Annotated in this window: 19 protein-coding genes; 14 read left to right on the top strand and 5 right to left on the bottom strand. The window is 44.5% G+C overall.

Features of this window, described 5'->3' with window-relative positions; all coding sequences use genetic code 11:
• Positions 1 to 73: 73 nt before the first annotated feature.
• The 3 genes from safA to JQX68_RS14010 all read left to right on the top strand — a co-directional run bounded on the left by safA (position 74) and on the right by JQX68_RS14010 (position 2,807).
• The gene (safA, locus tag JQX68_RS14020) at positions 74 to 1,231 is read left to right on the top strand and encodes a spore coat assembly protein SafA (protein ID WP_147772312.1); all 1,158 of its coding nucleotides are present in this window, start codon (positions 74 to 76) and stop codon (positions 1,229 to 1,231) included.
• A gap of 147 nt (positions 1,232 to 1,378) precedes the next feature.
• On the top strand, positions 1,379 to 1,978 hold the full coding sequence (gene sgpA, locus JQX68_RS14015) for a spore germination protein SgpA (RefSeq protein ID WP_136654292.1): 600 nt from the start codon (positions 1,379 to 1,381) through the stop codon (positions 1,976 to 1,978).
• A 106-nt stretch (positions 1,979 to 2,084) separates the two neighbouring features.
• The gene (locus JQX68_RS14010; protein ID WP_147772311.1) at positions 2,085 to 2,807 is read left to right on the top strand and encodes a YebC/PmpR family DNA-binding transcriptional regulator; all 723 of its coding nucleotides are present in this window, start codon (positions 2,085 to 2,087) and stop codon (positions 2,805 to 2,807) included.
• Between the two features lie 41 nt (positions 2,808 to 2,848).
• Here the strand turns inward: JQX68_RS14010 and JQX68_RS14005 are convergent, their stop codons facing one another.
• The gene (locus JQX68_RS14005; protein ID WP_147772310.1) at positions 2,849 to 4,303 is read right to left on the bottom strand and encodes an alanine/glycine:cation symporter family protein; all 1,455 of its coding nucleotides are present in this window, start codon (positions 4,301 to 4,303) and stop codon (positions 2,849 to 2,851) included.
• Positions 4,304 to 4,585: 282 nt separating this feature from the next.
• A complete protein-coding gene (locus JQX68_RS14000) occupies positions 4,586 to 4,912 on the bottom strand; it encodes a DUF5412 family protein (RefSeq protein WP_231560773.1) in 327 nt (108 codons plus the stop codon).
• Between the two features lie 201 nt (positions 4,913 to 5,113).
• On the opposite strand from JQX68_RS14000, the gene JQX68_RS13995 reads away from it, so the two are divergent.
• A complete protein-coding gene (locus tag JQX68_RS13995) occupies positions 5,114 to 5,233 on the top strand; it encodes a hypothetical protein (RefSeq protein ID WP_014664829.1) in 120 nt (39 codons plus the stop codon).
• Between the two features lie 47 nt (positions 5,234 to 5,280).
• Here the strand turns inward: JQX68_RS13995 and JQX68_RS13990 are convergent, their stop codons facing one another.
• Positions 5,281 to 5,928: a phosphotransferase gene (locus JQX68_RS13990; protein WP_014664828.1), complete on the bottom strand. Its 648-nt coding sequence runs from the start codon at positions 5,926 to 5,928 to the stop codon at positions 5,281 to 5,283.
• A gap of 236 nt (positions 5,929 to 6,164) precedes the next feature.
• Between JQX68_RS13990 and iolG the strand changes: the two genes are divergently transcribed.
• The 9 genes from iolG to yajC all read left to right on the top strand — a co-directional run bounded on the left by iolG (position 6,165) and on the right by yajC (position 13,613).
• Positions 6,165 to 7,190: an inositol 2-dehydrogenase gene (gene iolG / locus JQX68_RS13985; protein WP_014664827.1), complete on the top strand. Its 1,026-nt coding sequence runs from the start codon at positions 6,165 to 6,167 to the stop codon at positions 7,188 to 7,190.
• Between the two features lie 70 nt (positions 7,191 to 7,260).
• The gene (locus tag JQX68_RS13980; RefSeq protein ID WP_147772309.1) at positions 7,261 to 8,568 is read left to right on the top strand and encodes an MFS transporter; all 1,308 of its coding nucleotides are present in this window, start codon (positions 7,261 to 7,263) and stop codon (positions 8,566 to 8,568) included.
• A 47-nt stretch (positions 8,569 to 8,615) separates the two neighbouring features.
• Positions 8,616 to 9,128, top strand: coding sequence for a sporulation cell-cell signaling protein BofC (bofC, locus tag JQX68_RS13975; RefSeq protein ID WP_040082284.1), 513 nt, complete (start codon positions 8,616 to 8,618; stop codon positions 9,126 to 9,128).
• 138 nt (positions 9,129 to 9,266) lie between these two features.
• The gene (gene ruvA / locus JQX68_RS13970; RefSeq protein ID WP_014664824.1) at positions 9,267 to 9,872 is read left to right on the top strand and encodes a Holliday junction branch migration protein RuvA; all 606 of its coding nucleotides are present in this window, start codon (positions 9,267 to 9,269) and stop codon (positions 9,870 to 9,872) included.
• Between the two features lie 10 nt (positions 9,873 to 9,882).
• Complete coding sequence (gene ruvB / locus JQX68_RS13965) at positions 9,883 to 10,887, top strand: Holliday junction branch migration DNA helicase RuvB (RefSeq protein ID WP_014664823.1); 1,005 nt, start codon at positions 9,883 to 9,885, stop codon at positions 10,885 to 10,887.
• Positions 10,880 to 11,080 (top strand): DUF2905 domain-containing protein, encoded by a 201-nt coding sequence (locus JQX68_RS13960; RefSeq protein WP_014664822.1) that lies wholly within the window; start codon positions 10,880 to 10,882, stop codon positions 11,078 to 11,080. Before ruvB ends, JQX68_RS13960 begins: the two co-directional genes overlap by 8 nt.
• 29 nt (positions 11,081 to 11,109) lie before the next feature.
• Entirely contained in the window at positions 11,110 to 12,138 is a 1,029-nt protein-coding gene (queA, locus tag JQX68_RS13955; RefSeq protein WP_069149980.1) for a tRNA preQ1(34) S-adenosylmethionine ribosyltransferase-isomerase QueA, read from the top strand.
• A gap of 26 nt (positions 12,139 to 12,164) precedes the next feature.
• On the top strand, positions 12,165 to 13,310 hold the full coding sequence (tgt, locus tag JQX68_RS13950; RefSeq protein WP_014664820.1) for a tRNA guanosine(34) transglycosylase Tgt: 1,146 nt from the start codon (positions 12,165 to 12,167) through the stop codon (positions 13,308 to 13,310).
• Positions 13,311 to 13,346: 36 nt separating this feature from the next.
• The gene (gene yajC / locus JQX68_RS13945; protein ID WP_003237527.1) at positions 13,347 to 13,613 is read left to right on the top strand and encodes a preprotein translocase subunit YajC; all 267 of its coding nucleotides are present in this window, start codon (positions 13,347 to 13,349) and stop codon (positions 13,611 to 13,613) included.
• A gap of 53 nt (positions 13,614 to 13,666) precedes the next feature.
• Here yajC and JQX68_RS13940 read toward each other — a convergent pair whose 3' ends face one another.
• The gene (locus tag JQX68_RS13940; protein WP_032728255.1) at positions 13,667 to 14,056 is read right to left on the bottom strand and encodes a TIGR04086 family membrane protein; all 390 of its coding nucleotides are present in this window, start codon (positions 14,054 to 14,056) and stop codon (positions 13,667 to 13,669) included.
• Between the two features lie 197 nt (positions 14,057 to 14,253).
• Here JQX68_RS13940 and JQX68_RS13935 point away from each other — a divergent pair, with 197 nt between their 5' ends.
• On the top strand, positions 14,254 to 14,910 hold the full coding sequence (locus tag JQX68_RS13935) for a DUF421 domain-containing protein (protein ID WP_147772447.1): 657 nt from the start codon (positions 14,254 to 14,256) through the stop codon (positions 14,908 to 14,910).
• A 3-nt stretch (positions 14,911 to 14,913) separates the two neighbouring features.
• Here the strand turns inward: JQX68_RS13935 and spoVB are convergent, their stop codons facing one another.
• Positions 14,914 to 16,470: a stage V sporulation protein B gene (spoVB, locus tag JQX68_RS13930; protein WP_147772308.1), complete on the bottom strand. Its 1,557-nt coding sequence runs from the start codon at positions 16,468 to 16,470 to the stop codon at positions 14,914 to 14,916.
• Between the last annotated feature and the right edge of the window lie 50 nt (positions 16,471 to 16,520).

The raw sequence follows: 16,520 nt of genomic DNA, 5'->3' as shown, positions 1-16,520 counted from the left end.
CAGGCATATGTTGTGAAGAAACATATTGTAAGCACAGCTGAACTGTTCACGTTTTGCATAGGAGGGGAAAACGTTGAAAATCCATATCGTTCAAAAAGGCGATTCGCTCTGGAAAATAGCTGAAAAGTACGGAGTCGATGTTGAGGAAGTGAAAAAACTCAATACACAGCTTAGTAATCCAGACTTAATCATGCCTGGAATGAAAATAAAAGTGCCGTCAGAAGGCGTCCCGGTCAGAAAAGAGCCAAAAGCGGGCAAAAGTCCTGCGGCCGGGAATGTGAAGCAAGAACATCCATATGCGAAAGAGAAGCCTAAATCCGTTGTCGACGTAGAAGACACAAAGCCGAAAGAAAAGAAGTCTGTGCCGTATGTCCCGCCGATGCCTAATTTGCAGGAAAATGTGTATCCTGAAGCTGATGTGAACGAGTATTATGATATGAAACAGCTTTTCCAGCCTTGGTCGCCTCCTAAACCGGAGGAGCCGAAAAAACATCATGACGGAAATATAGATCATATGTATCATATGCAAGATCAATTTCCACAACAGGAGGCTATGAGTAATATGGAAAATGCAAATTATCCGAATATGCCTAATATGCCAAAGGCGCCAGAAGTAGGCGGTGTAGAAGAAGAAAACGTTCATCACACAGTTCCGAATATGCCGGCTGTTCAGCCTTATTTTCATTATCCGGCTCATTTTGTACCGTGTCCGGTGCCTATTTCGCCAATTCTTCCAGGATCCGGATTATGCTATCCGTACTATCCTGCACAAGCTTATCCAATGTATCCGATGCATGGATACCAGCCAGGCTTTGTATCGCCTCAGTATGATCCGGGTTATGAAAACCAGCATCATGAAAACAGCCACCACGGACATTACGGTTCATACGGTGATCCGCATTACGCATCTCCGGCTTATGGATCTCCGTATGGACATATGCCTTATGGCCCTTATTATGGCACTCCCCAAGTAATGGGAGCGTACCAGCCTGCTGCGGCTCCTGGTTACATGCCGTACAAAGATCATGACGACTGCGGCTGTGACGGTGATCATCAGCCATATTTCTCTGCGCCTGGCCACTCGGGACTGGGATCTTATGGAAGTCCTAATATGCCATATGGCACAGCTAACCCAAATCCAAACCCATATTCGGCAGGAGTTTCTATGCCAATGACGAATCAGCCTTCTGTAAACCAAATGTTTGGCCGGCCGGAAGAAGAAAATGAGTGATCGTTCGGAACGATGTAAATCGTTCCTTTTTTTGTTTTCAAGCAGATCACTGCCAAATGGACAGAACTGACACGCTTAACATGCCCCCCGGACGCACATGATAAAAACGAGCAAACATGCTCAATTCGTCCACGGGGGGTTTTTCCATTGGGTAAAAAAATGACGATCGCTAGCTTGATTCTTATGACAGCCGGCTTAACAGCATGCGGAGCAAACGATAATAATGCGATGAATGATACGCGCAATAACGGCAATACCCGTCCAATCGGATATTATACAAATGAAAACGATGCTGACAGACAGGGAGACGGAATCGACCACGATGGTCCTGTTTCTGAATTAATGGAGGATCAGAACGACGGTAACCGAAACACCACGAATGTAAATAACCGTGACCGTGTTACTGCCGACGATCGCGTTCCTCTGGCTACTGATGGAACATATAACAACACGAATAACCGAAACATGAATCGGAATGTGGCGTACAACGGGTATGACAACCAAGAAAACAGAAGACTGGCGGCCAAAATTGCCAACCGTGTGAAACAAGTGAAAAACGTCAATGACACACAAGTGATGGTATCGGATGACCGAGTAGTTGTCGCAGTCAGAAGCCACAGGGATTTCACAAAGTCTGACAGAGATAATGTCGCAAAAGCTGCTCGCAACTATGCGAATGGCCGTGACGTCCAAATATCGACAGATAAAGGGCTGTTCAGAAGACTTCATAAAATGAACACCCGCTAAAGATGAAAGGCTGCCGGAAGATAGTGATATTCGGCAGCCTTTTTCTTTGCATCAGCGAATAATACCCATTAAAGTGTACATAGAAAAAGGAAAAGCAGGTGAAAACATGGCAGGCCATTCAAAGTGGAAAAACATACAAAAGAGAAAAAATGCACAGGATGCAAAGCGCGGGAAAATATTTATGAAGCTTGCGAAAGAAATCTATGTGGCAGCGAAAGAAGGCGGAGCGGATCCGGAAGCAAATTCAGCATTGCGTCTTGTTATCGAAAAAGCAAAGGGCGCCAATATGCCAAATGAAAATATAGACCGGGCCATTAAAAAAGCTGCGGGAGGCCAAGATGGAAGCAGCTATGAAGAAATCACCTACGAAGGCTACGGTCCTTCAGGGATTGCCGTCATGGTTGAATGCGTAACAGATAATAAAAACCGAACGGCGTCAAATGTGCGAACTGCCTTTAATAAAAATGGCGGAAGCCTGGGAGAAAGCGGATGTGTAGCCTTTTTATTTGAACGGAAGGGATTCATTACGATAGACCGGACTAAACAGCAAATAGAAGAAGATGAACTCATGCTTGATGTGCTGGAAGCAAGAGGAGAAGAGCTGCGGGCTGAAGAAGACCTATATGAGGTTTTAACAGAGCCTGAGCATTTTGAAGAGGTAAAAACAGCGCTCAAATCGAAATATCCAATTTCTTCAGCGGAGGTGACCATGCTCCCCAAAACCTATGCAGATGCCGATGACCAGGCTGTTGAGAAACTGGAAACATTAATAGACATCCTTGAAGATGATGATGATGTTCAAGAAGTGTATACAAATTATCGCTCATAAAAAACCGGCACGATGTCATATCGGGCCGGTTTTTAGTTTGTTTAAGAGACACGTTCATTTTCGTTAGTGTATTCTTTCTCCCAGAAATCAGCGTTTTTGATACCCAGCGCTTTCGGATCAAAGACCGGGTTTAAGCCCTGCTTCTTTTGGCGTTCATAATCCTTTAAAGCGAGAAGCGCCGGTTTGGCAAGCAGCACAATGGCAATGACATTCAGCCATACCATAATGCCAAGCCCTGCATCGCCCAATGCCCAAGCAAGTGAAGCTGTTTTCACAGTCCCATAGAACGTGGCGGCTAAAATAATCAGTTTTAAGCCGAGCATTGCCCATTTGCTTTCTCTGCCCCGTGCTAAATAAGCAATATTTGTTTCTGCGATATAGTAATACGCCATAATTGTTGTAAATGCGAAGAAGAATAAAGCGATGGCAACAAAGCCTGCACCAAATCCGGGGAGAACACTGTCAATTGCCGCTTGTGTGAAACCAGGTCCTGCTTCTACGCCTTTAAGGTGATGGACGATAAAGGAACCATCTGCAGCCTGGGTATTGTACATACCGGTAAACAAGATCATGAAAGCTGTAGCGGAACATACAAACAAGGTGTCGATATAAACAGAAAATGCCTGAACCAGCCCCTGCTTGACCGGATGAGAAACTTCTGCAGCGGCTGCCGGATGCGGCCCTGTTCCCTGGCCGGCTTCGTTTGAGTAAATCCCACGTTTAACACCCCAGGAAATCGCCATGCCAATTAAGCCGCCAAAAGCGGAATCCAATGCAAAAGCGCTTTTGAATATCAACGAGATCACAGCAGGCAATTCAGACACGTTCATGACAATAATAATCAAAGACAGCAGGATATATCCAAGGGCCATAAAAGGAACAATCATTTGCGCCGCATTAGCAATTCGTTTGACGCCGCCAAAAATAATAAACCCTAATAATAAAACGAGAGCACACCCTGTAATGAAAGGAGAGATGCCGAATGCATTTTTGACCCCGGCCGCAATGGAGTTGGACTGTACGCCCGGCATCAGAAGGGCCATTGCAATCAGCGCAGCAGCGGCAAATAAGACGGCAAACCACTTAATGCCTAAGCCTTTTTCTATATAATAAGCAGGGCCGCCCCGATATTGACCGTCTTGTTTCACTTTATAAATTTGGGCAAGCGTTGATTCAACAAAGGCACTCGCCGCCCCGATAAAGGCAATCGCCCACATCCAGAACACAGCGCCGGGTCCGCCGAATGCAATTGCTGTCGCCACTCCTGCGATGTTTCCTGTACCCACTCGGCCGGACAGCGCAATTGATAATGCTTGAAAAGAAGAAACGCCAGCTTCAGAGCTCTTTCCTTTAAACATCTGAACAATCATTTCTTTCAAATGTCTGACTTGTAAAAAACGGGTCATAATTGAAAAGATCAATCCAATTCCCAATAAAATATAAATGACGGGGGTACTCCATAAGATCGCGTTTAAACTAGCAACAATATCTGCCATCAAGCTTCCTCCTCACTTCCATTCGAATACATGTATAAAAAGGATTTTGGGCTAATCGAACTATTTCTACAATCGATTTGTCACATTATATGACTGATAATTATCAATAAGAAGAGGAAGGAAAAAAGAAAAAACGCGGCGTATCGATTACGCTGCGTTTTTCTGCAGAGGCCGACTTAGGGCATTTGTTATAAAATTCTTGCAACAATTAGCCTAGTTCAGTCAATCCGTATATAAAAGAACAAGCGATCACAATTGCTTGTTTTTCTTATTCATGTATCGTCACCTCACTTGTGCCTGAGGCGGTTCTTCACGGATCCAATGATCATCTTTTCGCCAATCATACGTTTCATCAGTATCGAGGTGTAATGTCTGATTGCCGATTTTCACTGTGTTGTGATTGATCCATGTCACTGCTGGACGGCTGTCCGGATAATTCCAATAGATTGTTCTCTTAACAAGTGTTTTTTCATTTACAAGTTCACCTCTGGCCGCATCTAAGCTTAAGGTGTTTTCGGATACGTAAGTGTTTAACGTATAGCTGCCGTCAGGCGATTCAACCGATTGGACGAGGTTTCCTTTCGGAACGTTTTTTAGTGAAAATAACATCCAATAAACGGCGCCGCTAAAGAATACCAGCAGCATAAACATCAACGGGACTTTACTGCGTGTCTTGATGTGACTCTCTCCCTTTTTTTCTCTCATTTTACCATATATCGGATTCATATGATCTTTACATTTCTTTAAAATTAACTCAATAAAGCAATGATATGATGAAATAAAACCAATAAGGGTGAGGGGAGACAGAAAATGAAGAAAACGTATTGTCATTCCGGAGAGAAGGACTCAGAAGCGGTCTACTTAACTGTGAGAGGCTATCGAATTAAGCTGTCGCCTGAACAAATGAAACTGATTTCTACCGTAAGATAGTAAACATACAGAACAAAGGCAGCCACACAAGCGGCTGCCTTTTTGATTTAAGAATACTTTCTTTTCCGCTGTGCGAAATGCCTTTGAAACCAATCTTTCTTATATAAAAATGCGATGATCTCCAGCCAAAAACCCGGAATCTTTTTGGGGAATATCGGTTTTTTGTAGAGTGAATGATATGCTGATTTTAAGTCGTCCCACTGCGTGCATGTTTTTGTCTGCTCAAATCTCGCAACATCAATCACCCGCACCGCTCCGGTTTCTGTCAATATCAGATTCCGCAAATGAATGTCTGACGGGTTCAGTCCGGCTGCCCGGGCGTCAGAAAGCGCTTCTTCAACCTGCTGAATCATGTTATCACTGATTGCAATGCCTTTCTTCAGACAGTTATAAAAGGTTTCACCTTTAATATATTCCATAAGAATAAATGAATCGCCAGTTTCGTAAATGTCAGGATAGAATGCGGACCCGGCTAATTTTTCATAGATCGCGGCTTCTTTGACTGCTGTCGCTTGATACTCCGGAAAAAATACTTTCAGCGCCATTTTCCGGCCGCCTTCTGTTAAGGCAAACACATAGGCGCTTCTACCCTTGCCGATTAGTGTTAATTCCTCGGATTTCTCTTTGACTTTATCAAATCTGCTGTTTTTGCGGTATATGACTGAATGGGCCAGTTCCTCTGCTTTTGTCAGCATTTCATTCACCTTCTTTGCTCTATTTTATGCAGTCGTTTATAGGAAAATCATAAACTGTTCAGGAAAAAGAGCCTAATTCTAGTGTATCTGGTCTTGGAGAAGAAGGCTACTTATAAGCATAAATTGTGATAAAAGAGACATAGAGCGTTTATTTCCATTCTTGAAAAGCGCTTACAAATGGGATAGTATTAATTTTAAATAAAGCGCTTTCGTGAATATTCAAGGGGGAACATGCGATGACAAAACAGATTGTGACAGGGATTATCGGTGCAGGCCGCATCGGCAAACTTCATGTTCAAAATATAAGCCGGATTCCTCACATGAAATTAAAAGCAATCTCTGATATTCAGGCGAGCCGTATAAAAAGCTGGGCCGACAGTCATCAGATTGAATACATAACTTCTGATTATCGTGATTTATTACATGATCCTGAAATTGATGCTGTTTTTATTTGCTCACCTACAGCCGTACATGCTCAGATGATCAGAGAAGCAGCCGAAGCGAAAAAGCATATTTTTTGTGAGAAGCCAGTTAGTTTCTCTCTAGATGAAACAAGAGAAGCGCTTGCGGCCGTCCGGAAACATGGAGTAACACTTCAAGTCGGTTTTAACCGCCGCTTTGATCCTCATTTTAAGAAAATCAAAACAGTTGTTGAAAATGGTGAAATCGGTACACCTCACTTATTAAAAATCACGTCTCGGGACCCAGAACCCCCGAATATAGATTATGTCCGTATGTCAGGCGGCTTGTTTATGGATATGTCAATCCATGATTTTGATATGGCCAGATATATTATGGGAAGCGAAGTGACAGAAGTGTATGCAAAAGGGGCGGCTCTGGTGAATCCTTCTTTTGCGGAGCTTGGGGATATTGATACAGCTGTTATTACGCTGACTTTTGAAAACGGTGCCATGGCCGTGATTGATAACAGCCGCCAAGCAGTGTACGGATATGACCAGCGGGTAGAAGTTTTCGGGACGAAAGGCTCTGCAGCGGCGGACAATAGCAGGCCGACGACGGTTGAAGTGTCAACCGCTGATTTTGTGATGAAGGATAAACCGCATTTCTTTTTCCTTGAACGCTATAAGGATGCGTATGAGGAGGAGATTCTCCGTTTTGCAGAAGCGATCGGCACAAATCAGGAGACTGCCTGCACCGGCAATGACGGTTTACAGGCCGAACGGATTGCAAGAGCAGCACAGCAATCGCTTGCTTTTGGCATGCCTGTCAGTATTGAGCACACTGAAAAAATCGCTTTTTAATCAAAAAGGATTACAATTCCGCAAGCTTGGGTATATACTCCATTGATACTTTAAGTAGGCGGTGGAGAAAATGAATACAGTACATGCTAAAGGAAATGTTTTGAACAAAATCGGAATTCCTTCTCACATGGTTTGGGGTTATATTGGCGTTGTCATCTTTATGGTTGGAGACGGCCTCGAACAAGGCTGGCTGTCTCCTTTTCTCGTGGATCATGGTCTCAGTATGCAGCAATCCGCATCGTTATTTACCATGTACGGCATTGCTGTCACCATCTCGGCTTGGCTTTCAGGAACGTTTGTGCAAACGTGGGGGCCGAGAAAAACGATGACGATCGGATTGCTTGCGTTTATCCTCGGTTCGGCCGCTTTTATCGGCTGGGCGATTCCTCATATGTATTATCCGGCTCTCTTAGGCAGCTATGCCCTTAGAGGCTTGGGATATCCGCTGTTTGCATACTCTTTTCTCGTGTGGGTATCATACAGCACCTCTCAAAAAATTCTCGGAAAAGCTGTCGGCTGGTTTTGGTTTATGTTTACGTGCGGCCTTAACGTACTCGGCCCGTTCTATTCCAGCTATGCGGTTCCTGCCTTTGGAGAAATCAATACGCTTTGGAGTGCATTGCTGTTTGTGGCGGCAGGCGGATTTCTGGCCTTATTTTTTAACAAAGAAAAATTTACCCCAGCAAAAAAACAAGATCAGCCGAAATGGAAAGAACTGTCGAAGGCATTTACAATTATGTTTGAAAACCCTAAGGTCGGCATCGGCGGAGTGGTCAAAACGATTAATGCAATAGGACAATTTGGGTTTGCCATCTTTCTTCCGACTTATTTAGCACATTACGGGTATTCGGTCTCGGAATGGCTGCAAATTTGGGGGACGCTGTTTTTTGTGAATATTGTGTTTAATCTTATTTTTGGCGCAGTTGGAGATAAACTTGGCTGGCGCAATACCGTCATGTGGTTTGGCGGTGTCGGATGCGGCATTTTTACGCTGGCGCTTTATTACACGCCTCAGCTGATCGGGCATCAGTATTGGGTGATGATGATGATCGCCTGCTGCTACGGCGCGGCATTAGCCGGCTACGTTCCATTAAGCGCTCTTTTGCCGACGCTTGCGCCTGATAATAAAGGCGCTGCCATGTCAGTGTTGAATTTGGGATCTGGTTTGTGTGCGTTTATCGCGCCGGGTATCGTGAGCCTTTTCATTGGACCGCTCGGTGCAGGCGGCGTAATTTGGATCTTTGCGGCATTGTATTTTTTCAGTGCTTTTCTGACGCAATTCTTGACAATTCCTGAGCAAGGAACAGAGGTGTATACGGAGGAACGGTTTATCAGGGAAAATGTGCAGACAAATTTTGATAAAACGGTTAAGCAGTAGCCTCTTTGGTCAAACTAATCATAAACGTGTGCAAAGAGGTGTAGAGGGTGAAACGATTCAGCACGGCGTATCTTTTGCTGGGCATTCTTTGCTCAGCCGCAGTATTTCAAATAGGCGCTCCTTCCCGCGCGCTTGGCGCGGAAGTGGAGCACTATGAACCGCTGCAGGTGCATGTGCAGCTTGAAAAGGTGTATTTGGACGGCGATGTCAGCATTGAGCATAAGCGTGAAAAAGTGCTTTCCATGGATGATTTTTGGGCGGCTTATGCCGGATGGACGCTTGTGGAACAAAAAAAGGGATATGTGCTCTTCCGGAAGCAAATGGACGATATTTCTCCGCTCAGCAAAGTGAACGGGTATATCGGTGTATCGGATAATGGAGTGATTTCCACTTTTCATGGGCGGCCTGAGCCAGCTTCCGAACCCATTCAGTCTTTTTTTCAAATTGATTTAGAAAGGCTGGAAAGCCACATGCAAAAAAATCTGTTGAAAGGCATTCCATTTCGGACAAAAGCGGAGTTTGAGGATGTCATCGAACATATTAAGACATACAGCGGGTAACGTCATCTGATTGAAGACATGTATTCATGTCTTTTTTTTCGTGAAAGAATGAGAGAGAAGCGAACGTATGTTAACTTTTCTATAAGACTTTGGCTGTTTTTATGGTACAATGAAGAACAGTCAAAGAGGTGAATGTGCGTGATTGAATTTGTTAAAGGGACGATTGATTATGTATCTCCCCAATATATCGTCATAGAGAACGGAGGCATCGGCTATCAGATTTTTACGCCGAATCCGTTTATATATAAGGAGAGAAACCAAGAAACGATTTTTACATATCATCATATCAGAGAGGATGCTTTTTCGCTTTACGGTTTTTCAACGAGAGAGGAGAAGGCGCTCTTTACAAAGCTGTTAAACGTGACCGGAATTGGGCCGAAAGGAGCACTTGCCATCTTGGGCTCGGGTGATCCGGGAGCGGTCATCCAAGCAATTGAAAATGAGGATGAAGCTTTTTTGGTCAAGTTTCCTGGAGTAGGAAAGAAAACCGCACGCCAGATTATTCTAGATTTAAAAGGAAAGCTGGCAGATGTTGTGCCTGAAATGATTGAAAATCTGTTTAATCATGAAGAAAGGCTTGAAAAGCAAACAGCGGAAACGGCTCTCGAAGAAGCACTTGAAGCCCTCAGGGTTCTCGGATATGCTGAAAAAGAAATCAAAAAGGTGCTTCCTCACCTTAAAGAAGAAATTGGGCTGACAACAGACCAATATGTGAAAAAAGCATTACAAAAACTATTAAAGTAAGGTGATGTTCATGGATGAACGGCTCGTCTCAAGTGAAGCAGACAACCATGAATCAGTAATAGAGCAAAGCCTGAGGCCGCAAAATCTGGCACAGTATATCGGACAGCATAAGGTGAAAGAAAATTTACGCGTGTTTATAGATGCGGCGAAAATGAGACAGGAGACGCTGGATCATGTTCTTCTGTACGGACCGCCCGGACTTGGGAAAACAACGCTGGCTTCCATTGTTGCAAATGAAATGGGAGTGGAATTGCGGACGACATCAGGGCCTGCGATTGAAAGGCCTGGTGATTTGGCTGCTATATTAACGGCGCTTGAACCGGGAGATGTATTATTTATTGATGAAATACATAGGCTGCACAGATCGATTGAAGAGGTGCTTTATCCTGCAATGGAAGACTTTTGCCTGGATATTGTGATCGGCAAAGGCCCTTCTGCCCGCTCAGTGCGGCTTGACCTGCCGCCGTTTACGCTGGTGGGAGCTACGACGAGGGTAGGGCTATTGACGGCTCCTTTAAGAGACAGATTCGGCGTCATGTCACGCCTTGAATACTATACACAAGAAGAACTGGCCGATATTGTCACGAGAACTGCGGATGTATTTGAGGTTGAGATTGATAAACCGTCTGCTCTTGAAATTGCAAGGAGATCTAGAGGTACGCCGCGCGTGGCGAACCGCCTGCTGAGAAGGGTGCGCGATTTCGCCCAAGTCCTGGGTGACAGCCGGATTACGGAAGACATTTCTCAGGATGCGCTGGAGCGGCTTCAGGTTGACCGTCTCGGTTTGGATCATATTGATCATAAGCTGTTGATGGGCATGATCGAAAAATTTAACGGCGGGCCAGTGGGCCTTGATACGATTTCCGCTACGATCGGCGAGGAATCGCATACGATTGAAGACGTATATGAACCATATCTGCTGCAAATTGGATTTATCCAAAGAACGCCGCGTGGAAGGATCGTGACACCGGCCGTTTATCATCATTTCCAAATGGAGGCTCCCCGATATGACTGAGTTTCCTAAGATCATGATGATTCTTGGTGCTGTTTTGCTTATCATCGGAGCAGTTTTACATTTTGTCGGCAAGCTGCCGGGAGATATTTTTGTGAAAAAAGGAAATGTCACGTTTTTCTTCCCGGTTGTCACTTGTATTATCATAAGTGTGGTATTATCAATTTTGCTTAATCTTTTCGGCAGAATGAAATAACAAAAGACTAGAATAAAGGTGAAGTTATCATGAAAGTCGATTTATTTGATTTTGAACTACCGGAACGTTTAATTGCACAAGTACCGTTGGAGCAGCGCGATGCTTCAAGGCTGATGGTGCTTGATAAACATACAGGAGAGCTGACTGACAGCTCGTTTAAACACATTATCAGCTTTTTTAACGAAGGAGATTGTCTTGTGCTGAACAATACCCGTGTGCTGCCTGCGCGGTTATTCGGCACAAAAGAGGATACCGGTGCGAAAGTGGAGCTTCTTTTGTTGAAACAAGAAACCGGCGATAAATGGGAAACACTTGCGAAACCGGCGAAACGGGTGAAAATAGGAACCGTTGTCACATTTGGAGACGGAAGATTGAAGGCAGTTTGCACGGAAGAGCTCGAGCATGGCGGCAGAAAAATGGAATTTCAATATGACGGTATTTTCTACGAGGTGCTGGAATCCCTTGGAGAGATGCCGCTTCCGCCATATATCAAAGAACAGCTTGATGACAAAGAGCGCTACCAGACCGTGTATTCAAAAGAAATCGGCTCTGCCGCTGCACCTACAGCAGGCCTTCACTTCACGGAAGAAATTTTACAGCAGCTGAAAGATAAAGGTGTGCAAATTGAGTTCATCACACTCCACGTTGGCCTTGGAACATTTCGCCCTGTGAGTGCCGATGAAGTGGAAGAGCATAATATGCATGCAGAGTTTTATCAAATGTCGGAAGAAACGGCTGCGGCTTTAAACAAAGTAAGAGAAAATGGCGGCAGGATCATTTCTGTCGGCACGACCTCGACACGCACGCTTGAAACGATTGCTGGGGAACATGACGGGCAATTTAAAGCATCGAGCGGCTGGACATCTATTTTTATTTATCCAGGCTATGAATTTAAAGCCATTGACGGAATGATTACAAACTTCCATTTGCCGAAATCGTCATTGATTATGCTGGTCAGCGCGCTTGCTGGAAGAGAAAACATTCTGCGTGCCTATAACCATGCGGTGGAAGAGGAATACCGTTTCTTCAGCTTCGGAGACGCGATGCTGATTATCTAATTTGAGAACAGGAGGCCTCATTAAAAGTGGCTGAACAACCAATACGCTATGAATTTATAAAAGAATGCAAACAAACAGGAGCGCGGCTGGGCAAAGTGCATACGCCTCACGGCTCCTTTGAAACGCCGGTTTTTATGCCGGTTGGCACACTGGCGACAGTCAAAACAATGGCGCCTGAAGAGCTGAAAGCAATGGATGCGGGCATCATTTTAAGCAATACCTATCATCTATGGCTGCGTCCGGGTCACGATATTGTCAAAGAAGCGGGCGGGCTTCATAAGTTTATGAACTGGGACCGCGCCATTTTAACAGATTCAGGCGGTTTTCAGGTCTTTTCTTTAAGCAAGTTTCGTAATATAGAGGAAGAGGGCGTCCATTTTCGCAACCACCTAAATGGGGACAAGCTGTTTTTATCTCCGGAAAAAGCGATGGAGATCCAAAACGCACTCGGCTCCGATATTATGATGGCGTTTGACGAATGTCCGCCATACCCGGCAGAATACGATTACATGAAACGGTCAGTTGAGCGGACAAGCCGCTGGGCGGAACGCTGTCTGAATGCTCACAATCGTCAGGATGAACAAGGGCTGTTTGGTATTGTCCAAGGCGGAGAATATGAAGATCTGCGCACACAAAGTGCGAAGGACTTGATTTCCCTTGATTTTCCGGGATATGCTATAGGCGGATTGTCTGTAGGTGAACCGAAGGATGTCATGAACCGTGTACTCGAATTTACAACACCGCTCTTGCCGAAGGATAAACCGAGATATCTGATGGGAGTAGGTTCTCCGGATGCACTGATCGACGGAGCGATCCGCGGGGTCGATATGTTTGACTGTGTGCTGCCTACACGGATTGCAAGAAACGGCACAGTGTTTACTGCTGAAGGACGACTCAATATGAAAAATGCGAAATTTGAAAGAGACTTCCGTCCGATTGATGAAGAGTGTGATTGCTATACATGTAAAAACTACACTCGCGCGTACATTAGGCACTTGATTCGCTGCAATGAAACATTCGGCCTTCGATTAACAACTTACCATAACCTTCATTTTCTGTTACACTTAATGGAGCAGGTAAGACAGGCTATTCGCGAGGATCGTCTGGGTGATTTCAGAGAAGAGTTCTTTGAGCGTTACGGCTATAACAAGCCAAATGCGAAAAGCTTCTAAATAAACATAACAGGCTTACAGAAAGGGGTGAAAATGATGACTGGCACTTTAGGTACATTGGTTCCTATTATTTTAATGTTTGCGGTCCTTTACTTCTTGCTGATTCGTCCTCAGCAAAAGCAGCAAAAGGCTGTACGCCAAATGCAGGAAGAACTGAAAAAAGGCGATTCAGTAGTGACAATCGGGGGATTGCACGGTACTGTTGACTCGATCGATGAGAGCAAAGTCGTAATTAAGACTGGTGAAAACACACGTCTTACGTTCGACCGCCGCGCGATCAGAGAAGTTTCTGCTGCTGAATAACAGCAGGAGCTATACATAGCAAACAAAAAAAGAGCGGGTGAGCCCGCTCTTTTTTATGTGGAAGACCTGTTTCCCCTTATGTTTACGCCGAAAATCCCGCCCAGCATGCACACCCCTAAAAACCCCAGATGGAAGAGCAGCTGTTCTGCCGTAAATGTCTTTCCAAATCCTAAATACTGAAACAATAAAATAATCAGAGAAAAACTTAAAGCAGTCAATGCGCCAATCATCCAGCCTCTTTCCTTGCCTTTCCCGCCTGAAATGAATCCGCCAATAAATAAAGAGAGAAATGAGATAGCGGTGATCAGCCAGTTAAATGATGACTCTTCCAGCGAGGTTGCGGTCAATAAAAGTGAAACCGCTAAACTTGTCAGGAGCATGGCTGAAAATATGGCGATTAAGCCGTAAAGAATGCCTTTTCCAACTTGTTTCGTTTCCTCCATGATTGTCTCCTCTCTGCCTGTATTAAAAGGCTTCTGTTCTTTTTGTACAAAACCGTCAGACATGCTGATGGCTCGTCTTTGTAAAAATGTATTCCCTTAACCCTTGAATTAGACGTAAAAGATTTATGAAATACAATCGGTTTTTCTTACATAAATTGTTCGTTTTGTTGCATCCTATGACGAGTCGGAGGTGCATGATGGAAGAGCTTCTCACTATTGTGTTTCGCACAATCGTATTGTATTTTGTGATACTGATCATTTTTCGTTTCATGGGCAAACGGGAGATCGGGGAGCTTAGCATTTTAGACCTCGTTGTCTTTATCATGATGGCTGAAATTGCCGTTTTGGCCATAGAAAACGTAGAAGATCATTTGTTTCACACCATTTTGCCAATGCTTGTATTAATGGTTATTCAAGTGACATTCGCATACCTATCTTTAAAAAACCGAAAAGTCCGCCAGCTTCTTGACGGTAAGCCGACCATAATTATTAAATATGGGAAAATTGACGAAGACGCCATGAGATCACAGCGGTATAATTTTGATGATTTAATGGTTCAGCTCAGAGAAAATAGTATCGACAGAGTAGCTGATGTATCATTTGCCATTTTAGAACCGTCGGGCAAACTGACTATTGTAAAGAAAGAAAATAGCGGAGAGCATCGGCAGCTCGATTTGCCAATCATCCTTGACGGCTCCATTCAAACCGAAAACCTGTACAGAATCGGTAAAGATAAACAATGGCTGCTTGAAAATTTGCGAAAACACGGATACACAAACCCTTCAGATATTTCATTTTGCTCGTTTACAGACGGAGAATTATTTATTGATGAAAAAGATGGGCACCGTACGTGACCATTATCGGATGATCAAACGTCCGATAATGGGAATGCGGCGAAGCTCATCTTTTTTAATTAAACGGAAAACGAGCAGGAGGGCAATGTAAATAGCGGTGCTCACCGCAATCCATCCAGCGAGATTCACAGCCTCAGATGCTCCAAAATGAATATATTGTTTGATGGCGGAGCTGATGAATCCGCTAATCACAATAACAGCGAAGCTGAGTGCGTATTCCTTAATTTTAATGCTGATCGGTAGCACTTTGCTTACAGTTGCTGCATGCAATAGCGTGACGAGCACCATGCCTGTAACAATGGCCAATGCCGCCCCCATAATGCCAAGAGACGGCCTTGTGGCTAGGACAAAAATAAGACCTGTTTTGACAAGCGCTCCGATTAAGCTGTTCATCATCGCAGCTCCTGCCAAATTAAGCGCCTGCAGCACAGCTTGAAGCGGGCCTTGGAAATAATAAAGCAAAAAAAACGGGGCCATCACTTTTATAAATACAGCTGCGCTTGAGGAACCGTACATCACTCTCATCAGTTCATCCGCAAATACAAATAAAATAACAACCGAAATGCCTCCGCTGAGCAGACAGAGACGCATCGCCTGTTCCAAGCGGTATTCCACCACCTGCAATTTTTTCTGCTCCATTCCTTCACTGATCGCAGGAACAAGCGCGGTCGACAAAGAATATGTAATAAAGCTGGGCAGAGTCAGCAGAGTCATGGCAAAGCCGGTCAGTTCACCGTATTGCTTTGTTGCGGAAATTGTCGCCACACCTGCAATGGCAAGGCTTTGAGCGACGACAATCGGCTCGAAAAACCAAGAAAGGTTTCCGATAAAGCGGCTCCCGGTAGTTGGAAGGGATACGCTCATTAATTGGGTAAAGGTTTGTTTTCCATTTTTAATTGACTGGAAAAAATGCTTTCTGATTTTAATTGTTTTTTTATACTTAAAGCAAACAAATAAATAAAGAAGGGATGCTAGCTCACCTGCTACTGAGGAAAGCATGGCCCCCGCTGCAGCATATTCAATTCCGTAAGGGAGAAAAATCGTCGTGCAGACAGCTACGAGTGAAATACGGACGACCTGTTCAAGGACTTGTGACATAGCGAGCGGGTTCATATTCTGTTTTCCTTGAAAGTACCCCCTCAGCACACTCGAAATAGCAATAATCGGCACAACCGGCGTAATGGCCAGAAGCGGGTACAGTGTTCGCTTATCTGTCAGCATCGTTTCAGCCATAACCGGGGCGAAAAACAGAAACAGCGGTGTAAAGATGAGGCTGAGCACTCCCGTGATGGTCAGAGACATGACTAAAATGTTTTTCGTTTTTTGATGATCTCCGCGCGCACTGGCTTCAGCGACAAGCTTGCTGATCGCGACCGGCAGACCGAATTGAGTTAATGTAGTGGCCAAGAAAAAGGTAGGCGCCGCCATCATGTAAAGCCCGACCCCTTCTTCACCGATAAAACGGGCGATAACCACCCGGTTGACAAACCCGAGCATTCTTGTAACCATTCCTGCTGCGATAAGAATAAGAGTGCCCTTTAAAAACGTCTGTTTCGCCATTTTTACCCCCTGCCTTCTCAAACTACCTGGAATCATATACAATAAAGATA

Source organism: Bacillus sp. LJBS06 (assembly GCF_016924995.1).
Taxonomy (GTDB): Bacteria; Bacillota; Bacilli; order Bacillales; family Bacillaceae; genus Bacillus; species Bacillus stercoris.
Note: the sequence above shows the minus strand (reverse complement) of the source record. Positions and strands in the feature narration are given on the sequence as shown.